An 18,684-nucleotide genomic window follows, 5' to 3' on the forward strand; every position below is an offset into this window, starting at 1 on the left:
GTTGGCCCACCTTAGTCCGGGCCGGCTCCGTGAGCGCTGACTGCAAGGGTGCCGAGAATTTCATCCACGGCGGCATCATCCAGGCCGCTGTTTTCACTGTCGCAGCTGTACGTGATGTAAAGCAGCATTGCACCATTGGCAACATACCACTCGCGTATGGCGGCATCGTCCTCAGTAAACGCACCCTGAATACCACTGAAATCGCCGACACGCACACTGGACCAGTTGCTCACTTCTGGCGACTCCTCCTGTGAAAGGCTGTTCAACTCGGCCGAGCCGAAGCCGCCCTGCTCCTTGTGAAGCGTGCTGATTTCTATGCAGCCCACATCGTCCCTGTCACCCACTAGGATGGTGTCTTCCTCGCTTTCTGCCCACCACTCATTGGGGACCAACAGCGTCCACCACTCAGTTTCCAGCACGTTCATCAGGGGTTGTTCTCCAGTGTGAGGGACATAAGGACGGCATCCTCGCGTCCCGTTGCAGTGCGGTAATAATCTGGTCGACGTCCGTCAATAAGAAAGCCGAGCGCGGTATAAAGACGGCGCGCACTATGGTTGGACTCGCGCACTTCCAGCAGGCAGCGACTGGCGCCCTGAGAGCGTCTTGCTTTCAGCATTCGACCAATCAGTGCCTGTGCCAAACCACGTCGCCTGTACGCGGGTGCCACCGCAACATTGAGTAAGGTCACCTCATCAACCACACTGGAACTGGCAATAAATCCCACCAGTTCAGTGTCTGAACTGGCCACCAGCAATTCGCCACGCTCACTGCCCATCACACCATTGAAATCCGCTTCGCCCCAGCCGTTGATATCAGCACCACTGAGCGAGGCCAGTAGCTGGCCTATATCGATAGCCGCCGCGGGTTGTATACGGAAGTCAGTGTTGGGCATGGGGCTTGAGGAGTCGCCAAGCCTGTTGCTTGAGTCCGGGCGTTGCCAGCAGGTCTCTCGTGGCGGGAAGGATAAGACAGCGGGCACTTTCTGGTGCAAGGCCACCGAGGCGGGATACGGTTTGCTCACCCAGCAGTACCAGGCCCTGACAGGTATCTGTGAGATGTCGGGCGAGGAACGTATTCAGGGTCATAGCGGCCGCCTCAGTACCCAGATCAAGCTGCTGATTCTGATGCATGGGCCAGTCAAACTGCGGCAGGGTCTCTACACTGGCTCCCGGCGCCAATGCCTTGCCCATAGCAGCAACCAGTTGCACCTGCTCTCTCGCCAGAGGCAGGCCGGCAAGGTCTTGAAGCCATAGCCAACCGCCTGAGCGCAGCACAGCCACACTGAATTGTTCAACGGTTTGCTCCGCAGGGGGCGCGGTCTCGGCCGCCATGGGTGAACTAGACTCAGGCTTGGCATCGCGCGTTTGATTCAACGCCTCGCGCAACATGCCCGAAGGCGCCTGCAGCGGGGGTTCGGTAGCAGGCACGATCGGCGCAGCGCCTGACGCAAGGGGTGCCGTTTTAGGCTGTGCGGACTGAATAATGAGGCGCCGAGTCGGCGCAGCACCGGGAAGGTTGCGCCGGGATACATACTGATCGATACCCAGTGCCTGCAGGTAGGTCCTGCGACGAATTTCATTAGCCGCCAATGTCATGGCCACAGTCTACCAACAAATGCGAACGGGCTATATCCAACGCCAGCCGTGTTGACGAAAAAAACGAATCCCGCCGGCGATAAACCAGCGAATATGCTGCAGTCCTTTTCGCGCCGCATAACCGCCCGCATGGGTAATCTGTACCTTGGGCTGATAATGCAGCTCACCGGCGGATGCCAGCCGTAATGACAAATCGAAGTCTTCAAAATATAGGAAATAGCGCTCGTCGAAACCGCCAGCATCCACTAGCGCCGCAGAGCGCACCAGCATAAAACAACCACTGGCCAGTTCTATGGATGCGGCCTGATCAGACGCGCATACATCGCGGTATTCGTAGTGTGACAAGGCCTGCTGATAACGCGCTCTCAACCAGGCGGGTGCAAAAGCCCGCAAAAACAACACCCACACGCTGGGGTAACGCTTGCACAAAAACTCCTGTTGCCCGTCCGGAGCCGTAACTCGTGGACTGACCAGCACCACGTTCTCCTGCTGCTGCAGGTAGCCGAGGCCTTGAGACAACGCATCTGGCGCGAGGACCACGTCTGGATTCAACACCAGGTGTACATCGCTCCCTTCTTCCGGCAGCGCCTGATTGTGTCCGGCACCAAAGCCATCGTTGCACGTGTTGACCACCAACGTGGCTTCGATGGGCCAGTCTCGGTGCGTGAGAAGCTGGCGTAGTTTCTCGGCATACACAGGCGAGCAACTGTTATCCACGACCGTAAGGCGAGCAACATCCAGGCCCTGCTTTGCGGCATACCTCGCAGCCACAGCAAGGCTGCTCAACAGGGTTTCCACCTGGGGCAGACTGTTGTGATACGTCACCAGCGACAGGGAAAGCGTTAGAGGGGCATCAGTGCGAGTTGCGACCATGGCGCGCATGGTAGCAGGCGCGCCACAAGGGCGACACAAGCACTGATACACTGGCGCCCGCAAAAGACCCGATACACTAGGATGCGTAAATGCTTGCCGCCCTTCGACAGCGCCTCTCACAGTTTGGCCCCGGAATACTAGTAACCGCCGCCTTTATAGGCCCCGGCACCATTGCCACGGCCAGCAGCGCCGGCGCCAGCTATGGTTTCGCACTGCTATGGGCGCTGATGTTCTCAGTGGGCGCGACAATCGTGTTGCAGGAGATGGCCGCGCGATTGGGGCTGGTTACCCAGTCGGGATTGGCAGAGGCCATGCGCACGACGTTTACCTCGCGATGGCTGGGTGGCCTTGCGGTTGTATTGGTAGTCGCAGCCGTGGGGCTGGGAAATGCCGCTTACGAAGCCGGCAATATTGCGGGAGCCGCGCTGGCTCTGTCATCGCTGGGCGGGTTGAGCATCGGTGCATGGGCTATCGGTATTGGCATCGGTGCTGCCGCACTGCTTGCATCGGGACACTACAGGCTTCTGGAGCGTGTGCTGATCGCACTAGTGCTGACCATGAGTGCGGTATTCCTGCTCACGGCCGTCGTAATCGCGCCGCCTATCGGCGACATTCTCAAAGGTGCGTTTATACCCTCTCTACCTGAAGGCTCTATGCTGATGGTGCTGGCCCTGATCGGCACTACCGTTGTGCCCTACAATCTTTTTCTGCATGCGAACGCCGTACGCGAAAAATGGCCAGAAAACACAGACATTACGCAATCGCTTCGCGAAGCCCGCTGGGACACCGGCCTCTCTATCGGACTGGGTGGGCTCATCACTCTAGCCATTGTGAGCACGGCGGCGACAGCCTTCTTTCAAGGCGACGCTGAATTTACCGGTAAAACACTGGGCAGCCAACTCGAACCGCTGCTGGGCCCATGGGCGCGGTATGTGTTTGCCGCCGGCTTGTTTGCCGGTGGCCTCACCAGCGCCATCACCGCACCATTGGCAGCAGGCTACGCGGTATGTGGTGCCCTTGGTGTAGGCACCGACCTGCGCCACCCGGTCTTCCGCGGCGTGTGGCTGACGGTACTGGTGATTGGCACGGTATTCGCCGCCATTGGTACCAAGCCTCTGACGGCTATCCTGTTTGCCCAGGTCGCTAATGGCTTCCTTCTACCTTTCGTTGCGGTGTTTTTGTTGATCGTTATGAATCGGCGAGACTTGCTCGGTGAACACATCAATGGTGCCCTGGCAAACGCACTTGGTGTGATAGTTGTTCTTGTTGCCTTCCTATTGGGGCTGGTGAAAATCGCCTCCGTCGTGGGCTGGCTCTAGCGGCTCGGTACCGCACTTCTCCTCACGATATAGCCAAAAGGAATATCACACTGCCAAATTACTGCGTGAGCAGCATTTTGAGCCCGAGTTCGCCTCGGGCAAGTTTGTGCAAAAAATTACAAAAACCGCGTATCACCATGTTATTTATGGAGTTTCTCTCTATTAACCATGCTAAGGTGTTGTAAAGACAGGTTTTTGGTTGACTCTGGATTCTGAGCGGCCAGAATCAATAAAAAATCACAACACCACATAAGACCTATTAGTAGCGGGCAGTAAGGGGACGATAATGATTACGCGGTTTGCCAAGCTCACCAGTCGACTCGCATTTTTGAGCGCATTTCTTTTCACCCTCGCGGCCTGTGGTGGCGGTGGTGGTGGCGGTGGCGGTGGCTTCATCCCCGATGATGGCAGTGACTCTGTCACATTCTTCCTGGCTCTTGAGCTGGTCGATGCCGACGGCAACCCCACTAACACCATTACAACGACGCGCCCGGCCACCTTGAATGTCACGGTGAGCCGCGATCGCAACCAGAACAACCTGGTCACCGGTGAGATTGTTAATGCAACTGCAAACCTGGCCGGCGTCACGCCTGACAGCGGTGGTGCCCTCACTAACGAAGAGGGTGTTGCAACCTTCCTGCTCGAAGCAGGTGGCAGCAATGGCGCAGACACCGTCACGGTATCGATTACCACCAGTGAAGGTTCTGCAGAGGCCACCTTGAACTTCCAGGTGGGTCTGGCCGGTCTGCGACTGGGTTCCTTTGTTGATGGCACTTTCATCGAAGGCCAACTGCTGATCGAACCCGACGAGCAACTGTCTCCCACTGGTAGCGGCACCATCACCGTTGCAGTGGCTGACGAAGAAGGCAACCGCGCCGAGACTGCGGAGCAGGTCACGATTTCCAGTGAGTGTTTGATCAGTGGCCGCGCCACGCTGGACCCCGAGAGCCCGCTGTCGGTAACGGGCCAAACCACTGTGACCTACACGGCCACTGGCTGTGAGGGCGAGGACCGGGTAACTGCAAGGCTGCAGGATTCCGGCAACGAGGCCATTGGCACCGTGAGCATTGCACCGCTAACGGCCAACGCGATTTCGTTCGACAGCGCTGTACCCGACCTGATCGTACTGCGCGGCACCGGCGGTGGCACTGGCCGTCAGGAGTCCTCTACCGTTACGTTTAACGTGGTGGATTCGGACAACAACCCCGTATCCGGCATTGATGTCAGCTTTGAACTGTCCACAGAAGTGGGTGGTCTGAGCCTGGGTAACACCAGTGACGTCAGTAACAGCCAGGGCCAGGTATCTACTACTGTCTTCTCAGGCACTGTGGCTACCGCTGTTCGCGTATTCGCGCGACTGGTCGGCTCAGAACTGTCCACCACCTCAGACGTTCTGGTAGTGAGCAGCGGCCTACCTGATCAGAACTCCATCAGCCTGTCCGTTGAGGGTGGCTTCGTGGTCGAGAACGGCTTTACCGTGGATGGGACTACGCGCCAAATCAACGTGCGCATGGCCGACAAATTCAACAACCCTGTGCCTGATGGCACCAGCGCCGTATTCACGACTGAGTACGGCGCTATTCAAGGAAGCTGCGTATTAACAAACGGGGCGTGTAGCGTAACCTGGACTGCCCAGGAACCGCGCTTCCCCACCATCAATGGCGACGCGATCAAGACCATTTTCGATAACGATTACGACTGCCCTAGCCACTCGGCCAACGCAGGCCCCTGCCCCGATGACCTGGGCGGCATCCGCGGAGGTCGCTCCACGGTTCTAGTGGCGGCAGTGGGTGAAGAGTCCTTCGTCGACCAGAACGGTAATGGCCAGTACGACGAGGGCGAGCCCTTCGTGAACTTACCAGAAGCGTTCATCGACCATAACGAAGACGGTGTGTTCACGCCGGCGGTTGGCCCCAACTGCCCCAACCCGCCCACCTCAACGGCTGATTGCGAAGCGGCAGGTTTCGAAGAAAGCTTCATCGACCTGAACAGCAATGGCATGTACGACACCAATGACGACCCGGCCATTTACAACGGCACACAGTGCCCGCCAGAGGGCGAAGGTGTGTTTTGTAGCCGTGAGCTGGTCAGCGTGCGTGCACAGACAGTACTGATTTTGTCTGACAGCCCACGCTGGGACATCGTGCTCGCCCGCCTGAGCGGCGCCGCGATCAATGAGAACGGCACTGTTTCTGAAAGCGGCGGCCCTTACAATGTGTTCATCTCAGACCTGTACAACAACCGTCCGCCAGCGGGCTCTACCATCACTGTCGAGTCCACGGGTGATTGTGAAGCCACAATCTCTACTGGCAGCGTGGCCAATACCTCAGCACCGGGAGCGTTCACGACGCAGCTGCAAATTTCTGGGGAACCCGCCGATCCCAACAGCCCATTGGGCAGTGGCTCGGTAACGGTAACACTCAACCCGGAATCGGGGGCACCCTACAGCGAACTGTACGACTGCACCGTGTCTAACAACTCCAACCCCAACCTGGGTGGTCTAACCACCGGCGGTTAATACCATCCTTACCTTGAAAAAGGCCGCGCATTGCGCGGCCTTTTTTGTCTCCAATGTTTACTCGGCCAGACCTGGGGTGCACAAACGATTCCTTTGCCTGGAAGGCATGGCTACAGTGGAGCTTTCGATAGCAAACAGCCCTCACTGCCGTTTCGCCATAGGCAGCGAAAACCCGGGTATACGAGTCACTCTTCCACCATAACGCCAAATACGCACACCGGCACCGATAAACCCGCCTCAGAATGCTGTGACAGATGAACGTCGTTTGCAGGCGTCCCCGCTATGGGGTACCTCGATCAGCATCCTCGTCCGGTTTTCATATTTACCAACCCCCAATCTGAGCTTGTGGCAACTGGCATGTCCGCTGGCGACCCTGCACAAACCGGAGGCTCATGGCGCAGCGACGTTGCCGAGGCTTCGGTGCTGTGACAAAACGGGCACCTAAAAAAAAGGCCGCGCACTGCGCGGCCTCATTCGAATACCTGCGTTCAGTCGCTTACAGACACCCAGTCGGCGCTGCCAGAAAGCATGTCAGTGATCCACTGAACAATTGTTGTGCCACCGACAGTATCCTCGAAGCGGGTCTGCAAAAAAGTATGCTGGTTTCCATCACCGATCAGACTGCGGAAACGGTCCGGGTGTGCTTCTTCTAGCTTCGCCATTTCAGGGATCAACTCCGCCTCGAAGGCAGGCCCGCCGATCATTAGGAACACATCAGCAATGACCACGTCCTGTTTAGTGCTCATGTAACCCATACGTAGATTTGGATCTTCATTCAGGTACCAGATATGACCGTTTGTGAGATGTCCACGGTCATCGATAAAATCAGGCACACTTTGAGCAATGAAGGCCTCAGAGTTCCATTCTGCGGCTCGGTCCGTGCTAAACCCTGGTGCACTAACGCCCACGCCACTATCGTTGATCAGCTCAATAGGCACATCAGGGTACAGCTTGCGCACCAGTGGCAGAGCGTAGTCAGTACCGAACCCGCCAGCACTCACACCGGTCAATAGAATACGCGACGGTGAGGGAAATGCGTTAGCCACGACATCAAGGGAAGCAGAGGTGTTTTGAACACCTCGGTGGTAACGATCAATCTCACCGTCGCCATCGTCATCATAGTCGGCATCACCGGAAAAAATAGAGCCGTCGCAGTATGGTAGGTAAGCTAAATCCCAATCAGCAACGGGGTTGTTTTCCAGGCTCTGATCCAGCAAGCCGAATTCCGGAACAGTCGGGTCTGCTGTCTCAGTGGCCGCACAGAAGTCATTCCAGCAAGCACCTCCGCCCTGCAGAAAAATTACCAGTTCCTCTCCGGTATTCTCTTTAGTCGACATGGCGTACTCGCCACCCCGTAAGCAAAGCGGCCCTCCATCCATTGCGCCAAAGGTATGCACAGTGGTGTCACCGTCGACTTCTGATGTCATTGGGGTGAATTCTCCCAAATACCGATCGACACCCTGATCATACAGCTCTTGGAAAGGCACGATTAGGGGCTCCGGTTCCGGCTCAGGAGCTGGGGGTCTGGGATCACTGCCGTCGCTACAGCCCACTATGAATGCAGCCAGTCCCACGGCGATCAGACGAACTTCTAAACTATTATGCTTGGTTTTCACTTTATCCTCTTGGTGTGTGCTCACACTCTATACGTCCCGGGTCAGATGTTTGCACCGCAAACACTAATTGTCTATCCAAAATCTGAGATATCAGCCAATTGTCCAACACCCTTTCAGGTCTGCATAGCCGTATTGGTCAAGATTAAGGGGGGATTTGTCGAACGAAATGTGACAATCGCAAAATTGCTGCTTTAATTGATGCTAAAGGACATGTGCAATGCACACGCGCTTAAGGAACTTAAAGCAAAGTGTCGAACTCCATCATCACGATTCGCCTAACCGTCGTCGCTGTTTTTCTGCTCGCAACGACAGTAACCGCTTCTCTAGCCCTCGGACTGCACTACTACTTCGGTCGTTCACTCGCATGGCAGGCCGCATCAGATCTGTACACGGGCGCCTCAAACAGTGTGGCTTCTAAATGGCAGCACATTTCCGAGCAAAACAGCAACACCGTAACGCTATTGGCGGAAAATCGTTCTCTCACTGACGCCAAGATAGAGGGCAAGATTATGCTCTCTATCGCACAGTTGATGGAACGAAACCCACTGTTTTATGGCGTTTACCTCGGTCACGCCGATGGCAGATTTTACGAGTTAATCAATTTGAACACAGGCTCAAAGGCGAGACGTGCATTAAGAGCTGTGCCTGATGACAGATGGCTGCTTGTAGAGATTAAGGGCGAAGGTGAATCCCGGCTACGCACCTATCGCTATCTGGACAAAGACCTGAATTTGAGGGTTGAGCGCACAGAGCCCACCGACTTTGATCCTCGAGAACGACCCTGGTACGTCCAAGCCATAAAATCGAAAGAGGTATATCAATCGCAGCCCTACCTCTTCGCACAGCTAAATCAGCCTGGGCGCACTCTATCGATTCCAGTGGCGGACTCGGAGACGGTTCTGGGCTTCGACATGACACTTGAAACTCTCTCTGAATTTTTGGGTGAGCAAACCGTGGCTGAACAAGGTTCTCTGTTTGTTTACACCGGCGATGGAAACGTGATTGCGTCGAGCGCACCAATATCTGGAGATAAAGCGCCTATACCAAACATCGACATTGAGCTTTCAACTCAGGAGCGTGATTACATCCGATCTCTGGGCGAGCTCACAGTATCTAATGAGCTAGATTGGCCCCCATTTGACTATGCATTGCTTGGCCAACCTCAGGGATATTCTATCGATGTCATCAAACTGATCGCTGAGGCACTGGAATTACCGATCAGGTTCATTAACGGCCTATCTTGGTCTGAACTAGTGCAGGAGTTTAAAGAGGGTGAGCTCGACATTCTGCATTCTGTTTTGATCACCGCCGACAATAAAGAATGGGGACTCCCATCCAGAGAATATGCGTTTCTGCCGTATTCGATCGTGAGTGCAGAGAAGAACAATAAAATCGAATCACTGGAGTCGATGCAGGACAAACGTTTAGCAATCCCCAGTGGGTGGTCCGTCATTCCTGTTGTTCGTGCGGCATATCCAAACATCACCATTGTCGAGGTTCCATCCACGCTAGCCGCGATGCGTAAGGTATTAGCGGGTGAAGTAGACGGCGCCTTGGATAACAAGGTCATTCTTGAGTATCTGCAGAAGCACTACTATCTGGAAGGCCTGCATTTCAGTGATACCATCAATTTTGGCGACAGTGATGCCCCACAAACACTGCATATGTTTGTCTCACCTGATAGGGCGCCTTTGCTCGACCTCATTGATCGCGCAATTGGCGCAATCGGTAGAGATCAACGCACGGTGCTAAGACAATATTGGCTTGGAGAAGACCTAAGTGTAAACGCTGGCGGTGACTCGGCATCAGTACCAGATGAAGTTTTCCTTCAAGCGGTGACAGATGAGAGCATCCACAATGAACTGATCCCACTGACACGGGAAGGCGAGAAGGCGTTTGCCTTTATGGCACCTCTTCGACGAGCCGCGGGCGAAGCTGACGGTATGTACTTGGGACTTATGGTGCCCGAAGCAGCCGTGGTTGGCCCATTCATGGAGCGCGTGGTTCTAGCGATCGTAATTACCAGCGCAGCATTGCTTTTATTGATTCCACTGTCTTGGGCGTTCGCCAGTCCTATCGTCAGCCCAATAAAGCAACTTGCACGAGAGAATGATAAGGTTCGGCGCCGCGATTACGATTCGGTTTCCAGAATCCCTACCCGAATCAGAGAGCTCAACGAGCTCTCCGATTCCATGGTGACAATGGTAGAAGCCATCAAGGCACATGAGCTTGCGCAGCGAGAGTTGATGGATGCCTTCATCCGACTAATTGCAGCAGCTATTGACGAGAAATCCCCTTATACAGGTGGCCACTGTGAACGTGTTCCCCAACTGGCCATGATGCTCGCTCGTCATGCCTCGAATGCTGAGACAGGGCCTTTTGAGGGCTTTAGCTTGGACAGTGAGGACCAGTGGAGGGAGTACAGAATTGCTGCTTGGCTGCACGACTGTGGCAAGATTACTACGCCGGAGCACATTGTAGACAAGGGTTCCAAACTGGAAACCATCTACAACCGCGTCCATGAGATTCGCATGCGCTTTGAGGTGCTGTGGCGCGATGCGCAGATCAGCTACCTCGAAACGCTCAAAGAGCATCCGGAACAGCAGGGAGAACTGGCTGCGAAACTCCAGCGCGACCACGCGCAGCTACAGGAAGAATTTGCCTTCATCGCCGAGTGTAACGTGGGCGGGGAGTTTCTGGATGAGGATAAGCAGGCGAGGCTGAAGGCAATTGCTCAGCGCACTTGGATTCGTCACTTTGATAATCGGATTGGTCTGTCGCCAGTAGAAGAACTGCGCGTAGAGGGTGTGGCACGCGTACCGACACCGGCCTCAGAAAAGCTGCTCGCAGACAAGCCCGAGCACATCATTGAGCGCACGCGCTCCACAGACTACCCCCCGGAATACGGCATCAATATGGACGTACCGGAACATTTGTATAACCAGGGCGAACTTTACAATTTGGGCATCTCCCGCGGCACGCTCACTGCAGAAGACCGATTCAAGATCAATGAGCATATGATCAGCACCATCAAGATGCTCGAGAGCCTGCCCTTCCCTGAAGAGCTCGCCAACGTGCCGCGCTGGGCATCCACCCACCATGAAACCATGCGTGGTTCGGGATACCCGCGCAAACTACCCGGCGAGGCACTCAGCGTGCCTGAGCGAATTATGGCTGTCGCAGATGTATTTGAAGCACTCACAGCCGCCGACAGGCCCTACAAGAAAGCTAAACCCGTCAGTGTGGCACTGGATATTCTCAGCAAGATGGTGGACGACGAACACATCGATAGAGACTGTTTCGAACTCTTCGTGAAAGAAAAAGTTTACCTTGAATATGCTCAAGAATTTCTTGATTCCAATCAGATTGATGACGTCGATCCATCGCGCTATGTCGCTAACGAATAACATTCGAAATACGGCGATGACCGCGGTGTTGTTGGTGCTCAGCCAGCCTGGACACTGCCAGTCTATCGAGGAACTAGAGGCGCGGGTCGACACCCTAAAGAGGGCATTAGGACAAGCAGAACAAGAACTTGCAGAGGCGCGGGATAGTGGCGTGCTGCTGCCAACTAAGGCTGTAGCAACAGACGGAGCCGAAGAGTCAACACCAACAACCAATGGCGTAAGGCTTGGGCCGATTACATTGGGCGGCGCTGTCCGTGTCAACTATGTGTACGGCGACTACGAAACACAAGATGGTGGGCCATCGCGCGGCGGCGAGGGCGGCAACGTGGAATTGGACACTTTCCGCATTAACGCCACACTGGACTACGAGAACCTTATTGGTGCACTGGAGTACCGCTGGTATACCGCAAACGCAGGGGAGAACTACAACTTCCTGCACACAGGTTGGTTGGGTTATCGGTTCGACGACAACAGTGAAGTAATCGTTGGCCTCAATCGCGTTCCTTTCGGTGCTGGACCCTACGGCATCTCCCAGAGCTGGTTTTTCGACCAACACTACTATGTTGGTCTATCCGACGATCCCGATCTGGGTCTTCGCTATTCGTTCTCGCACAGCGAATGGGCATTCGATATCGGGTACTACTGGCGCAGCGATCCCAGTTTCTCTGGTCGTAGTGAAGACAGTGCACGCTACGGCTATGACACTGTGCGGTGGCGGGAAACTGTGGAATCAGGCGGCACTGTCAGTTTTGACGATCGGCGCAACGGCTATCGCGAGAAAAATCAATTCAACGCTAGAGCGATCACTGAGATCGGCGGCGACCGGTGGCGCCATCGCGTGGGCGCCTCCCTGCAGGTAGGCGAATTGGATGGCAGTGGCGTCGATGACGGCGATCACCGGGCCGTCGCCGTGCACAGCGTTTCCGAGCGTGACAACCTCACGGTTGGTCTACAACTATCCCGCTACCAATTTGATGTAGACGCCGATAACAGCTGGGGGGGCGATGAATTAATTCCCTTCGGAGCCTATGATTTTGCTTGGCCCATGGCTTCCGATGCCTGGGTACCGGCAGCGTCTGTCAGCTACCGCATCGATACTCCGACGTTACCGTGGCTGGATTACGTGCTGCCCTATCTGGAGTACAGCGCAATCCTAAAAGGAGCGGATAACTTGAATGACAGCGAACTGTTCATTCTCGGCTCAGGCTGGGCTGCAGGTGGGTGGTATATCTATACCGATCTCGCCTACTCCAATGGCAATCTTTTCGTCGGTAATCGAAGCGATGACTTCGCCCGCATCGATGGCGTAGGCGACTGGGGCATCAATGGCAATGACCGCTGGAACTACCGGTTGAACGTTAATCTGGGCTACTACTACTGAAACACGCTCCAGCGATCTCGCATCAGCCACCTACCGGGTTGCTTCCTGCCCGTCGTCTTCACCGGACGTGTTCCAGGGATACTTCTCAAACCAGGCCAGGATATGATCGACCTTTGTGATCAGTTGACTGGGGCGATTGCCAATAAAGTGCGGTGCCTCGGGCACCTCGACCAGAGCCGTATCGATCTGACGCAATTTAAGGGCGTGATAGAGCTGCTTGGCTTCGGACAGCGGTGTTCGGAGGTCGTTAGAGCCGACCATAACCATGGTGGGAGTTTGAATGTTACCCACCAGTGAAACTGGAGAAGACTTCCAATAGTTCTCAGGGTTTTCCCAGACCTGTCCGGGGTAACGATAGTCGGCGTAGTAGAAATAATTATCGGCGGTTAGCAACTTGCTGATCCAATTCATCACCGGTTTAATGACAGCCGCAGCCTGGAAGCGATTGTTTTTACCCACAATCCAGGCAGTCATTATCCCGCCAGCACTCCCGCCGGTGACATACAACCGATCTTCTGAAGTCAGTCCTTTGTCGATCAGGTAATCCGCGCCGTCCATCACGTCCTGATAGTCCTCGCCAGGGTAGTTGTTAAACAACAGGTTGGCGAAGGCTTCCCCATAACTCGTGCTTCCCCGGGGATTGGGGTAGAAAACCAGATAGCCATGAGCGGCGAACAGTTGCAGCTCCGGTGTGAAATGCGGCCCGTAGTGTGCAATTGGTCCCCCGTGGTTTTCCACCAACAGGGGGTAAGCTTTGCCTTCCTCGTAGTTCGGCGGCTTGATAATCCACCCCTGCAGGTCGAGCCCATCTATGCTGGAGCTGTACCAGACCTCCTCGACCTCGCCCAGCGTACGGTGCGCCAGCAAATTTTCATTGAGTGCGATAACTGTTCGCGCTTTATCAGCCGAACCTGTGGCAATAGCGAGTTCAGCGGGCCGGCTGGGTTCTGAAAGACTGAATGCAACCGTACCATTGCGTGATACCGAATAGCTGCCGCCTGAGTAAGGTCTGGCCATGGACTCGCCACCGACTTTACGAGCAACATCCCGGCTCTTATCGCTCAAGGAGGTGAAGCCAACCCTGGTCTCACCTTTGTCGGAGTACAGGTAATACACGCCCTTACTATTACCTGCCCACTGCAAACCGGACACGCTCCGATCCAGCGTCGCGTTCAATGCGCGCGGCTCGCCGTCGTCGAGGTCCATTACATAGAGTTGTGTGACTTGAAACGCCTGTACCTTATCGTCGTAGCCATTCCACGCCACGTAACGGCCGTCCGGAGAAACAACCGGGCCAGCATCAGGCCCCTTCCTGGCGGTGAGTGCTTGAATTTCTCCAGAGGCAATATCCAGTTGGTAGAGCTCCGACTCTCGAATCTGGTGCTCCCACTCCGGATGACGGTTCGCTGAGAACACGAGGCCCGAGCCATCTGCCAGCCACTGGGCCTGGCCGGTGTGATGATAGTCGCCACTCGTGACCTGCCGCGCGGGACCACCATCAGCGTCCACCACGAACAGGTGCGAGTAACCCGGCTCCAGTCTCCCGGCACCATCGCGCTCGTAGCGCAGTGCCGTCGTCACACTGGGCGCATCTGGCCACTCAGCACCTTCCGGCTTTTTCAGTGGCTTGACCAACACGGGCGGCGCCTCGGGCACCAGCATAGAGAATGCAATCCGACTGCCATCGGGCGACCAACTCATCGAAGAGGGCGACTCGGTCAGTTGAGTGATTGCAGCGGACTTACTCCCTTCAAGCCAATGCACATGAATCTGGCCATCAGCGATGAACGCAATACGATCACCTGCCGGTGACCACTGAGCGCCCCCCTGCCCACTCGACCCGCTATCTAATGGGACGTGATTCTCGCCATCTGCCCCGACCAGCCAGAGGCGGCCCACGCGGCGGTCCTTCATGATATCCATAGATTTACGCTCGTAGACGATGCGTTGCCCATCCGGCGATATCTGCGGCTTGGATACCCATTGAAGGCCAAAGACATCCTCGCGTTGGAACACAGTAGGGTCGGCATTCGAACTGGCTACTACTGGCGCAGTTGCGACAAGTAAAAGACAGAGGAAGCGCAAGCGGATCGACATAAGCTGGATCTCCAATTTTGACGTTCGCATTCCAGCACTGTTGTTTCATGTCTTCAAGCGGTTGAGGCGGTGGTTTAGCGGACCAGAAGGCGTAAAACACCTCGGGCGGGATGCTGCGCTGACGTAAGTTCTTGAGCAAGCAATTGTCATAGAAGCCGACTACACTGCGAGGCATCGTCAGGATGATGAGTTAAGGCAAGACTTCACCACATGAAGATACTTTTTATCTGCACCCACAACCGCTGTCGCAGCATAATCTGCGAATCCGTGGCGAACGCCGTGGGGGGCGATACGCTGCTCGGAAGGAGCGCCGGTAGTGAGCCCGCAGATGAGGTCCACCCGCTCACCCTCAAGTATCTGAGGATAGCCAGGTTTGGCACCGAAGGACTATGCAGCGAATCATGGGATAACTACGCGGACTGGCACCCGGATGTTGTCATTACGGTTTGTGATCGCGCTGCGGGAGAGAGTTGCCCTCTGTACTTCGGTGACACCATCAAACTGCATTGGGGTTTGGCAGACCCCTCCGCCGTTATTGGCAATGACCACGACATTGAAAAGGCGTTCATGGACACTATAGCGATCGTGGAAAGGCGCGTGTCACGGCTTGTGGAGGTCGCTTCCCGTCCGACACAGGAATGGCGCGCAGCTCTGGAATCGCTGGTGACTGAAGCCTAGGCAACCATTATTCGACGCTATTCATTAGGGGAGAAAGACCGCAATGGGAATTTTTGAGCGCTACCTCAGCTTGTGGGTGGCAATAAGTATCGCGTTGGGAGTAATACTGGGTACCCTGATACCCGGCTTCTTCGCCGCCGTGGCTGCGCTAGAGGTGGCGCATGTCAACCTGGTTGTCGCAGTGCTCATCTGGCTAATGATTTACCCCATGATGGTACAGGTCGATTTTGCCGCCATTGGTGACGTTGGCAAAAAACCCAAAGGGCTGATACTGACACTGGTGGTCAATTGGCTGATCAAGCCCTTCACCATGGCAGCGCTAGGCTGGTTGTTTTTCCGAGTGCTATTCGTTGACCTGGTCGATCCCACAACGGCTGGCGAATACATTGCCGGCATGATTCTGCTGGGCGTTGCCCCGTGCACGGCCATGGTATTTGTGTGGAGCCAACTCACAAAGGGAGACCCGAACTACACTCTTGTTCAGGTGTCAGTGAATGACGTCATAATGATCGTCGCCTTCGCACCCATAACGGGATTTTTACTGGGTGTGAATGACATCAGCGTTCCCTGGGAAACACTGCTCATATCGGTGGCTCTCTATGTCGTTCTCCCACTTATTGCAGGTGCAATCACACGGCGGCAGCTCGATGATTCAGGCCATGAAAGGTTGGAAGCCTGGGTACAGCGCTTAAAACCCTGGTCGATGATCGGCTTGTTGAGTACCGTCGTCCTACTGTTCGGCTTTCAGGCGGAGACGCTACTAACTCAACCGCTGGTGATCGTACTGATCGCGATTCCGCTACTGATCCAGACCTACGGCATCTTTGCGATCACCTACGTTGCCGCTCTTAAAATTCGGCTACCTCACAACATTGCCGCACCCGCCTGCATGATTGGGACATCAAACTTCTTTGAGCTCGCTGTTGCCGTTGCCATTTCGTTATTCGGGCTACATTCAGGTGCGGCGCTTGCAACTGTGGTTGGCGTCCTGGTCGAAGTGCCCGTCATGCTATCGCTGGTTTGGTTTGCCAATCGAACGCGTCACTGGTTTTCGCACGACGAATCCGTCAACGACTAGCTAACGGCTAAACGCAGGACAAGGCTGAACTCGCCAATGTCCGGCACATTTGTCGTCACCATTGGCTCGAGCGCTGGCGGAATCTGATTACTACCGCCAAGGTGGTTCCATATTCGCGAGTCAAAGCTTAGTCTGGACGCTCAACCTTTCGGTGACATTGCGGTGATTGACGACACCTTTCGAAAAGTTTTACCGCGGCTCAGTTTGCCCCTGGTGAACTTACTGATTCGGCTGAAAGTGACACCGAACCAACTCACCGTATCGGCAGCACTTATCGCACTGTTAGCGGCCGCGGCGCTCGCCCAGGGACACCTGCTAGTCGCGCTTGGACTCTGGTGGTTCTCGCGCCTCTGGGATGGCCTGGATGGGATTCTTGCCAGGGCGACCGACAGCACATCAGATTTTGGGGCACTGCTGGATATTCAGCTCGACATGATGGCCTACAGCGCCATGGTGGTGGGCTTCTATCTCCAGTTTCCACAGTATGCGCTGCAGTGGGTGCTTATGTTGTTTGGCTACGTGTTGTGTATTACCGGGGCGCTGAGCCTGGGGAATTTGGAAAACCTTAGAGGCATCGACGCACGCGAACAGAGAGACCTGCGACTTGCCACAGGATTGGCAGAAGGTGGCGAGACAGGCATGTTCTATACACTCTTCCTGCTACTTCCAAACTGGTTGGGTGTTACGACCTGGATTTGGCTTGGGGTACTCGCGGTTACCGTTATTGCACGGTTGGAGTTGGCCCGGCGCGAGCTTTCATATCAGGAACAGAACGAGAAGTGACAATGAGTTTACTTCAGCCATTGCTGGGCCTTTTCGTGTTCTTAGGGGCAACGGCCATACTGTCGGAACGTCGCGCTGCGATAGTGTGGAAACGCGTGTTCATTGGCGTGGCGATGCAGTTTCTGATCGCCCTATTACTGCTGAGAGTGCCTTTCATATCCGATGCACTACTCAGCCTCAACGGCGTTGTTAATGCCTTACAAGACGTTACCAATAGGGCCGCGAGCTACATGTTCGGCTATCTTGCGGGCGGCCCGACGCCCTTCACTGAAGTGAATCCTGAACACGGCTTCATAGTTGCCTTTCAGGTGTTGCCACTGATCCTCGTCGTCAGCGCTTTATCCGCCCTTCTGTTCCATTTCGGCATCTTGAGTTTCATTGTCGAGCTCGTTGGAAAATTGCTACGGCAGGCCTTTGGCATCTCGGGTGCGCTCGGGTTGGGCGCGGGCGCGACGCTTTTCTTCGGCACTATTGAGGCACCATTGGTCATCAAGCCATACCTGAGCAGGTTCTCACGGGGGGAGTTACTCGCCCTCATCCTTTGTTCTATGGCAACAATAGCAGGCAGCGTCATGGTGCTTTATGCCAGTGTTCTCGAGTCATCACTGCCAGGCGCTTTACAACACCTCATCACTGCTTCGTTGATCAGCCTGCCCGCCGCGCTTACCCTCGCCCACATTTATTGTCCAACCAGTGAGGGCGAATTAGCGATTCATCGTTTGCCGAGGTCTGAACTTACGTGGATAGAGGCGCTCCTGGATGCAATCAGTGACGCTGTGAAGATGATCGTATCCATCATCGCCATCATTATTGTCCTGTTCGCCCTTGTGTACCTGCTCGACGATCTACTCTCCCTAGCACATAGCGATCTTTCTCTGGGGGCGATACTGACTTTTGCCCTACGACCGCTGATGTGGCTGGTCGGTTTCAACTGGGCAGACGCCGCGCCAGCGGCGCAACTCATGGGAACAAAAATCGTGTTGAACGAATTTGTGGCCTATTTATCGCTCGCCGAAACGAGCCAGTTTGATGTCAAACAGACAATCGTGATTGCCTATGCGCTGTGTGGCTTCGCGAATGTCGCGAGCTGCGGGATCATCATTGCAGGACTGGCAGCCATCATGCCCGAGCGTCGACGCGAAGTCGTGGATGTCACTTTTCGGGCACTGGTGTTGGGCAACGTCGCGACGCTGATGACAGCCTGTGTGGTTGGGATTGTTATCTAAATGGATTTGCCGCACTAAACCATCAATAGAACGGGCCGCGCAGATGCCTGGCGAGGGCCTGCCCCTCTTTTCGGGCATGGCTTACTGCTAGTCGCTGGCCTGGCGCCTCTGCG

Annotated in this window: 15 protein-coding genes; 9 read left to right on the forward strand and 6 right to left on the reverse strand. The window is 55.2% G+C overall.

Features of this window, described 5'->3' with window-relative positions; all coding sequences use genetic code 11:
• Positions 1-11: 11 nt before the first annotated feature.
• The 4 genes from IE089_RS08675 to IE089_RS08690 are packed head-to-tail and all read right to left on the reverse strand — an operon-like array spanning position 12 to position 2,477.
• Positions 12-425, reverse strand: coding sequence for a hypothetical protein (locus IE089_RS08675; RefSeq protein WP_189477210.1), 414 nt, complete (start codon positions 423-425; stop codon positions 12-14).
• On the reverse strand, positions 425-892 hold the full coding sequence (rimI, locus tag IE089_RS08680) for a ribosomal protein S18-alanine N-acetyltransferase (RefSeq protein ID WP_189477212.1): 468 nt from the start codon (positions 890-892) through the stop codon (positions 425-427). The genes IE089_RS08675 and rimI overlap by 1 nt, the downstream gene beginning before the upstream one ends.
• Positions 879-1,595, reverse strand: a complete 717-nt coding sequence (locus IE089_RS08685; protein WP_189477213.1) for a hypothetical protein — start codon at positions 1,593-1,595, stop codon at positions 879-881. Before IE089_RS08685 ends, rimI begins: the two co-directional genes overlap by 14 nt.
• A gap of 30 nt (positions 1,596-1,625) precedes the next feature.
• Positions 1,626-2,477: a glycosyltransferase family 2 protein gene (locus tag IE089_RS08690; protein WP_189477215.1), complete on the reverse strand. Its 852-nt coding sequence runs from the start codon at positions 2,475-2,477 to the stop codon at positions 1,626-1,628.
• An 80-nt stretch (positions 2,478-2,557) separates the two neighbouring features.
• Here IE089_RS08690 and IE089_RS08695 point away from each other — a divergent pair, with 80 nt between their 5' ends.
• The 3 genes from IE089_RS08695 to IE089_RS08705 all read left to right on the forward strand — a co-directional run bounded on the left by IE089_RS08695 (position 2,558) and on the right by IE089_RS08705 (position 6,734).
• A complete protein-coding gene (locus IE089_RS08695; RefSeq protein WP_189477217.1) occupies positions 2,558-3,787 on the forward strand; it encodes an Nramp family divalent metal transporter in 1,230 nt (409 codons plus the stop codon).
• A gap of 286 nt (positions 3,788-4,073) precedes the next feature.
• Positions 4,074-6,305: an Ig-like domain-containing protein gene (locus IE089_RS08700; RefSeq protein WP_189477219.1), complete on the forward strand. Its 2,232-nt coding sequence runs from the start codon at positions 4,074-4,076 to the stop codon at positions 6,303-6,305.
• Between the two features lie 282 nt (positions 6,306-6,587).
• Positions 6,588-6,734: a hypothetical protein gene (locus tag IE089_RS08705; RefSeq protein WP_189477221.1), complete on the forward strand. Its 147-nt coding sequence runs from the start codon at positions 6,588-6,590 to the stop codon at positions 6,732-6,734.
• Positions 6,735-6,793: 59 nt separating this feature from the next.
• Here the strand turns inward: IE089_RS08705 and IE089_RS08710 are convergent, their stop codons facing one another.
• Complete coding sequence (locus tag IE089_RS08710) at positions 6,794-7,732, reverse strand: pectinacetylesterase family protein (RefSeq protein WP_229802656.1); 939 nt, start codon at positions 7,730-7,732, stop codon at positions 6,794-6,796.
• 437 nt (positions 7,733-8,169) lie between these two features.
• Here IE089_RS08710 and IE089_RS08715 point away from each other — a divergent pair, with 437 nt between their 5' ends.
• Complete coding sequence (locus IE089_RS08715) at positions 8,170-11,328, forward strand: HD domain-containing phosphohydrolase (protein WP_189477224.1); 3,159 nt, start codon at positions 8,170-8,172, stop codon at positions 11,326-11,328.
• Positions 11,312-12,709, forward strand: a complete 1,398-nt coding sequence (locus IE089_RS08720; protein ID WP_229802657.1) for a hypothetical protein — start codon at positions 11,312-11,314, stop codon at positions 12,707-12,709. The genes IE089_RS08715 and IE089_RS08720 overlap by 17 nt, the downstream gene beginning before the upstream one ends.
• Positions 12,710-12,739: 30 nt before the next feature.
• Here the strand turns inward: IE089_RS08720 and IE089_RS08725 are convergent, their stop codons facing one another.
• Positions 12,740-14,806: a S9 family peptidase gene (locus tag IE089_RS08725; protein ID WP_189477226.1), complete on the reverse strand. Its 2,067-nt coding sequence runs from the start codon at positions 14,804-14,806 to the stop codon at positions 12,740-12,742.
• Positions 14,807-15,016: 210 nt separating this feature from the next.
• Here IE089_RS08725 and IE089_RS08730 point away from each other — a divergent pair, with 210 nt between their 5' ends.
• The 4 genes from IE089_RS08730 (at position 15,017) to IE089_RS08745 (ending at position 18,571) form a co-directional block, all read left to right on the forward strand.
• Positions 15,017-15,484 (forward strand): arsenate reductase ArsC, encoded by a 468-nt coding sequence (locus IE089_RS08730; RefSeq protein ID WP_189477227.1) that lies wholly within the window; start codon positions 15,017-15,019, stop codon positions 15,482-15,484.
• A 43-nt stretch (positions 15,485-15,527) separates the two neighbouring features.
• Positions 15,528-16,562 (forward strand): ACR3 family arsenite efflux transporter, encoded by a 1,035-nt coding sequence (gene arsB / locus IE089_RS08735; protein WP_189477228.1) that lies wholly within the window; start codon positions 15,528-15,530, stop codon positions 16,560-16,562.
• Between the two features lie 162 nt (positions 16,563-16,724).
• On the forward strand, positions 16,725-17,345 hold the full coding sequence (locus IE089_RS08740; protein WP_189477229.1) for a CDP-alcohol phosphatidyltransferase family protein: 621 nt from the start codon (positions 16,725-16,727) through the stop codon (positions 17,343-17,345).
• Positions 17,346-17,347: 2 nt separating this feature from the next.
• Entirely contained in the window at positions 17,348-18,571 is a 1,224-nt protein-coding gene (locus IE089_RS08745; protein WP_189477231.1) for a NupC/NupG family nucleoside CNT transporter, read from the forward strand.
• Positions 18,572-18,684: the final 113 nt, after the last annotated feature.

Origin of the sequence: Parahalioglobus pacificus, assembly GCF_014652275.1 — a bacterium.
Classification (GTDB): domain Bacteria; phylum Pseudomonadota; class Gammaproteobacteria; order Pseudomonadales; family Halieaceae; genus Parahalioglobus; species Parahalioglobus pacificus.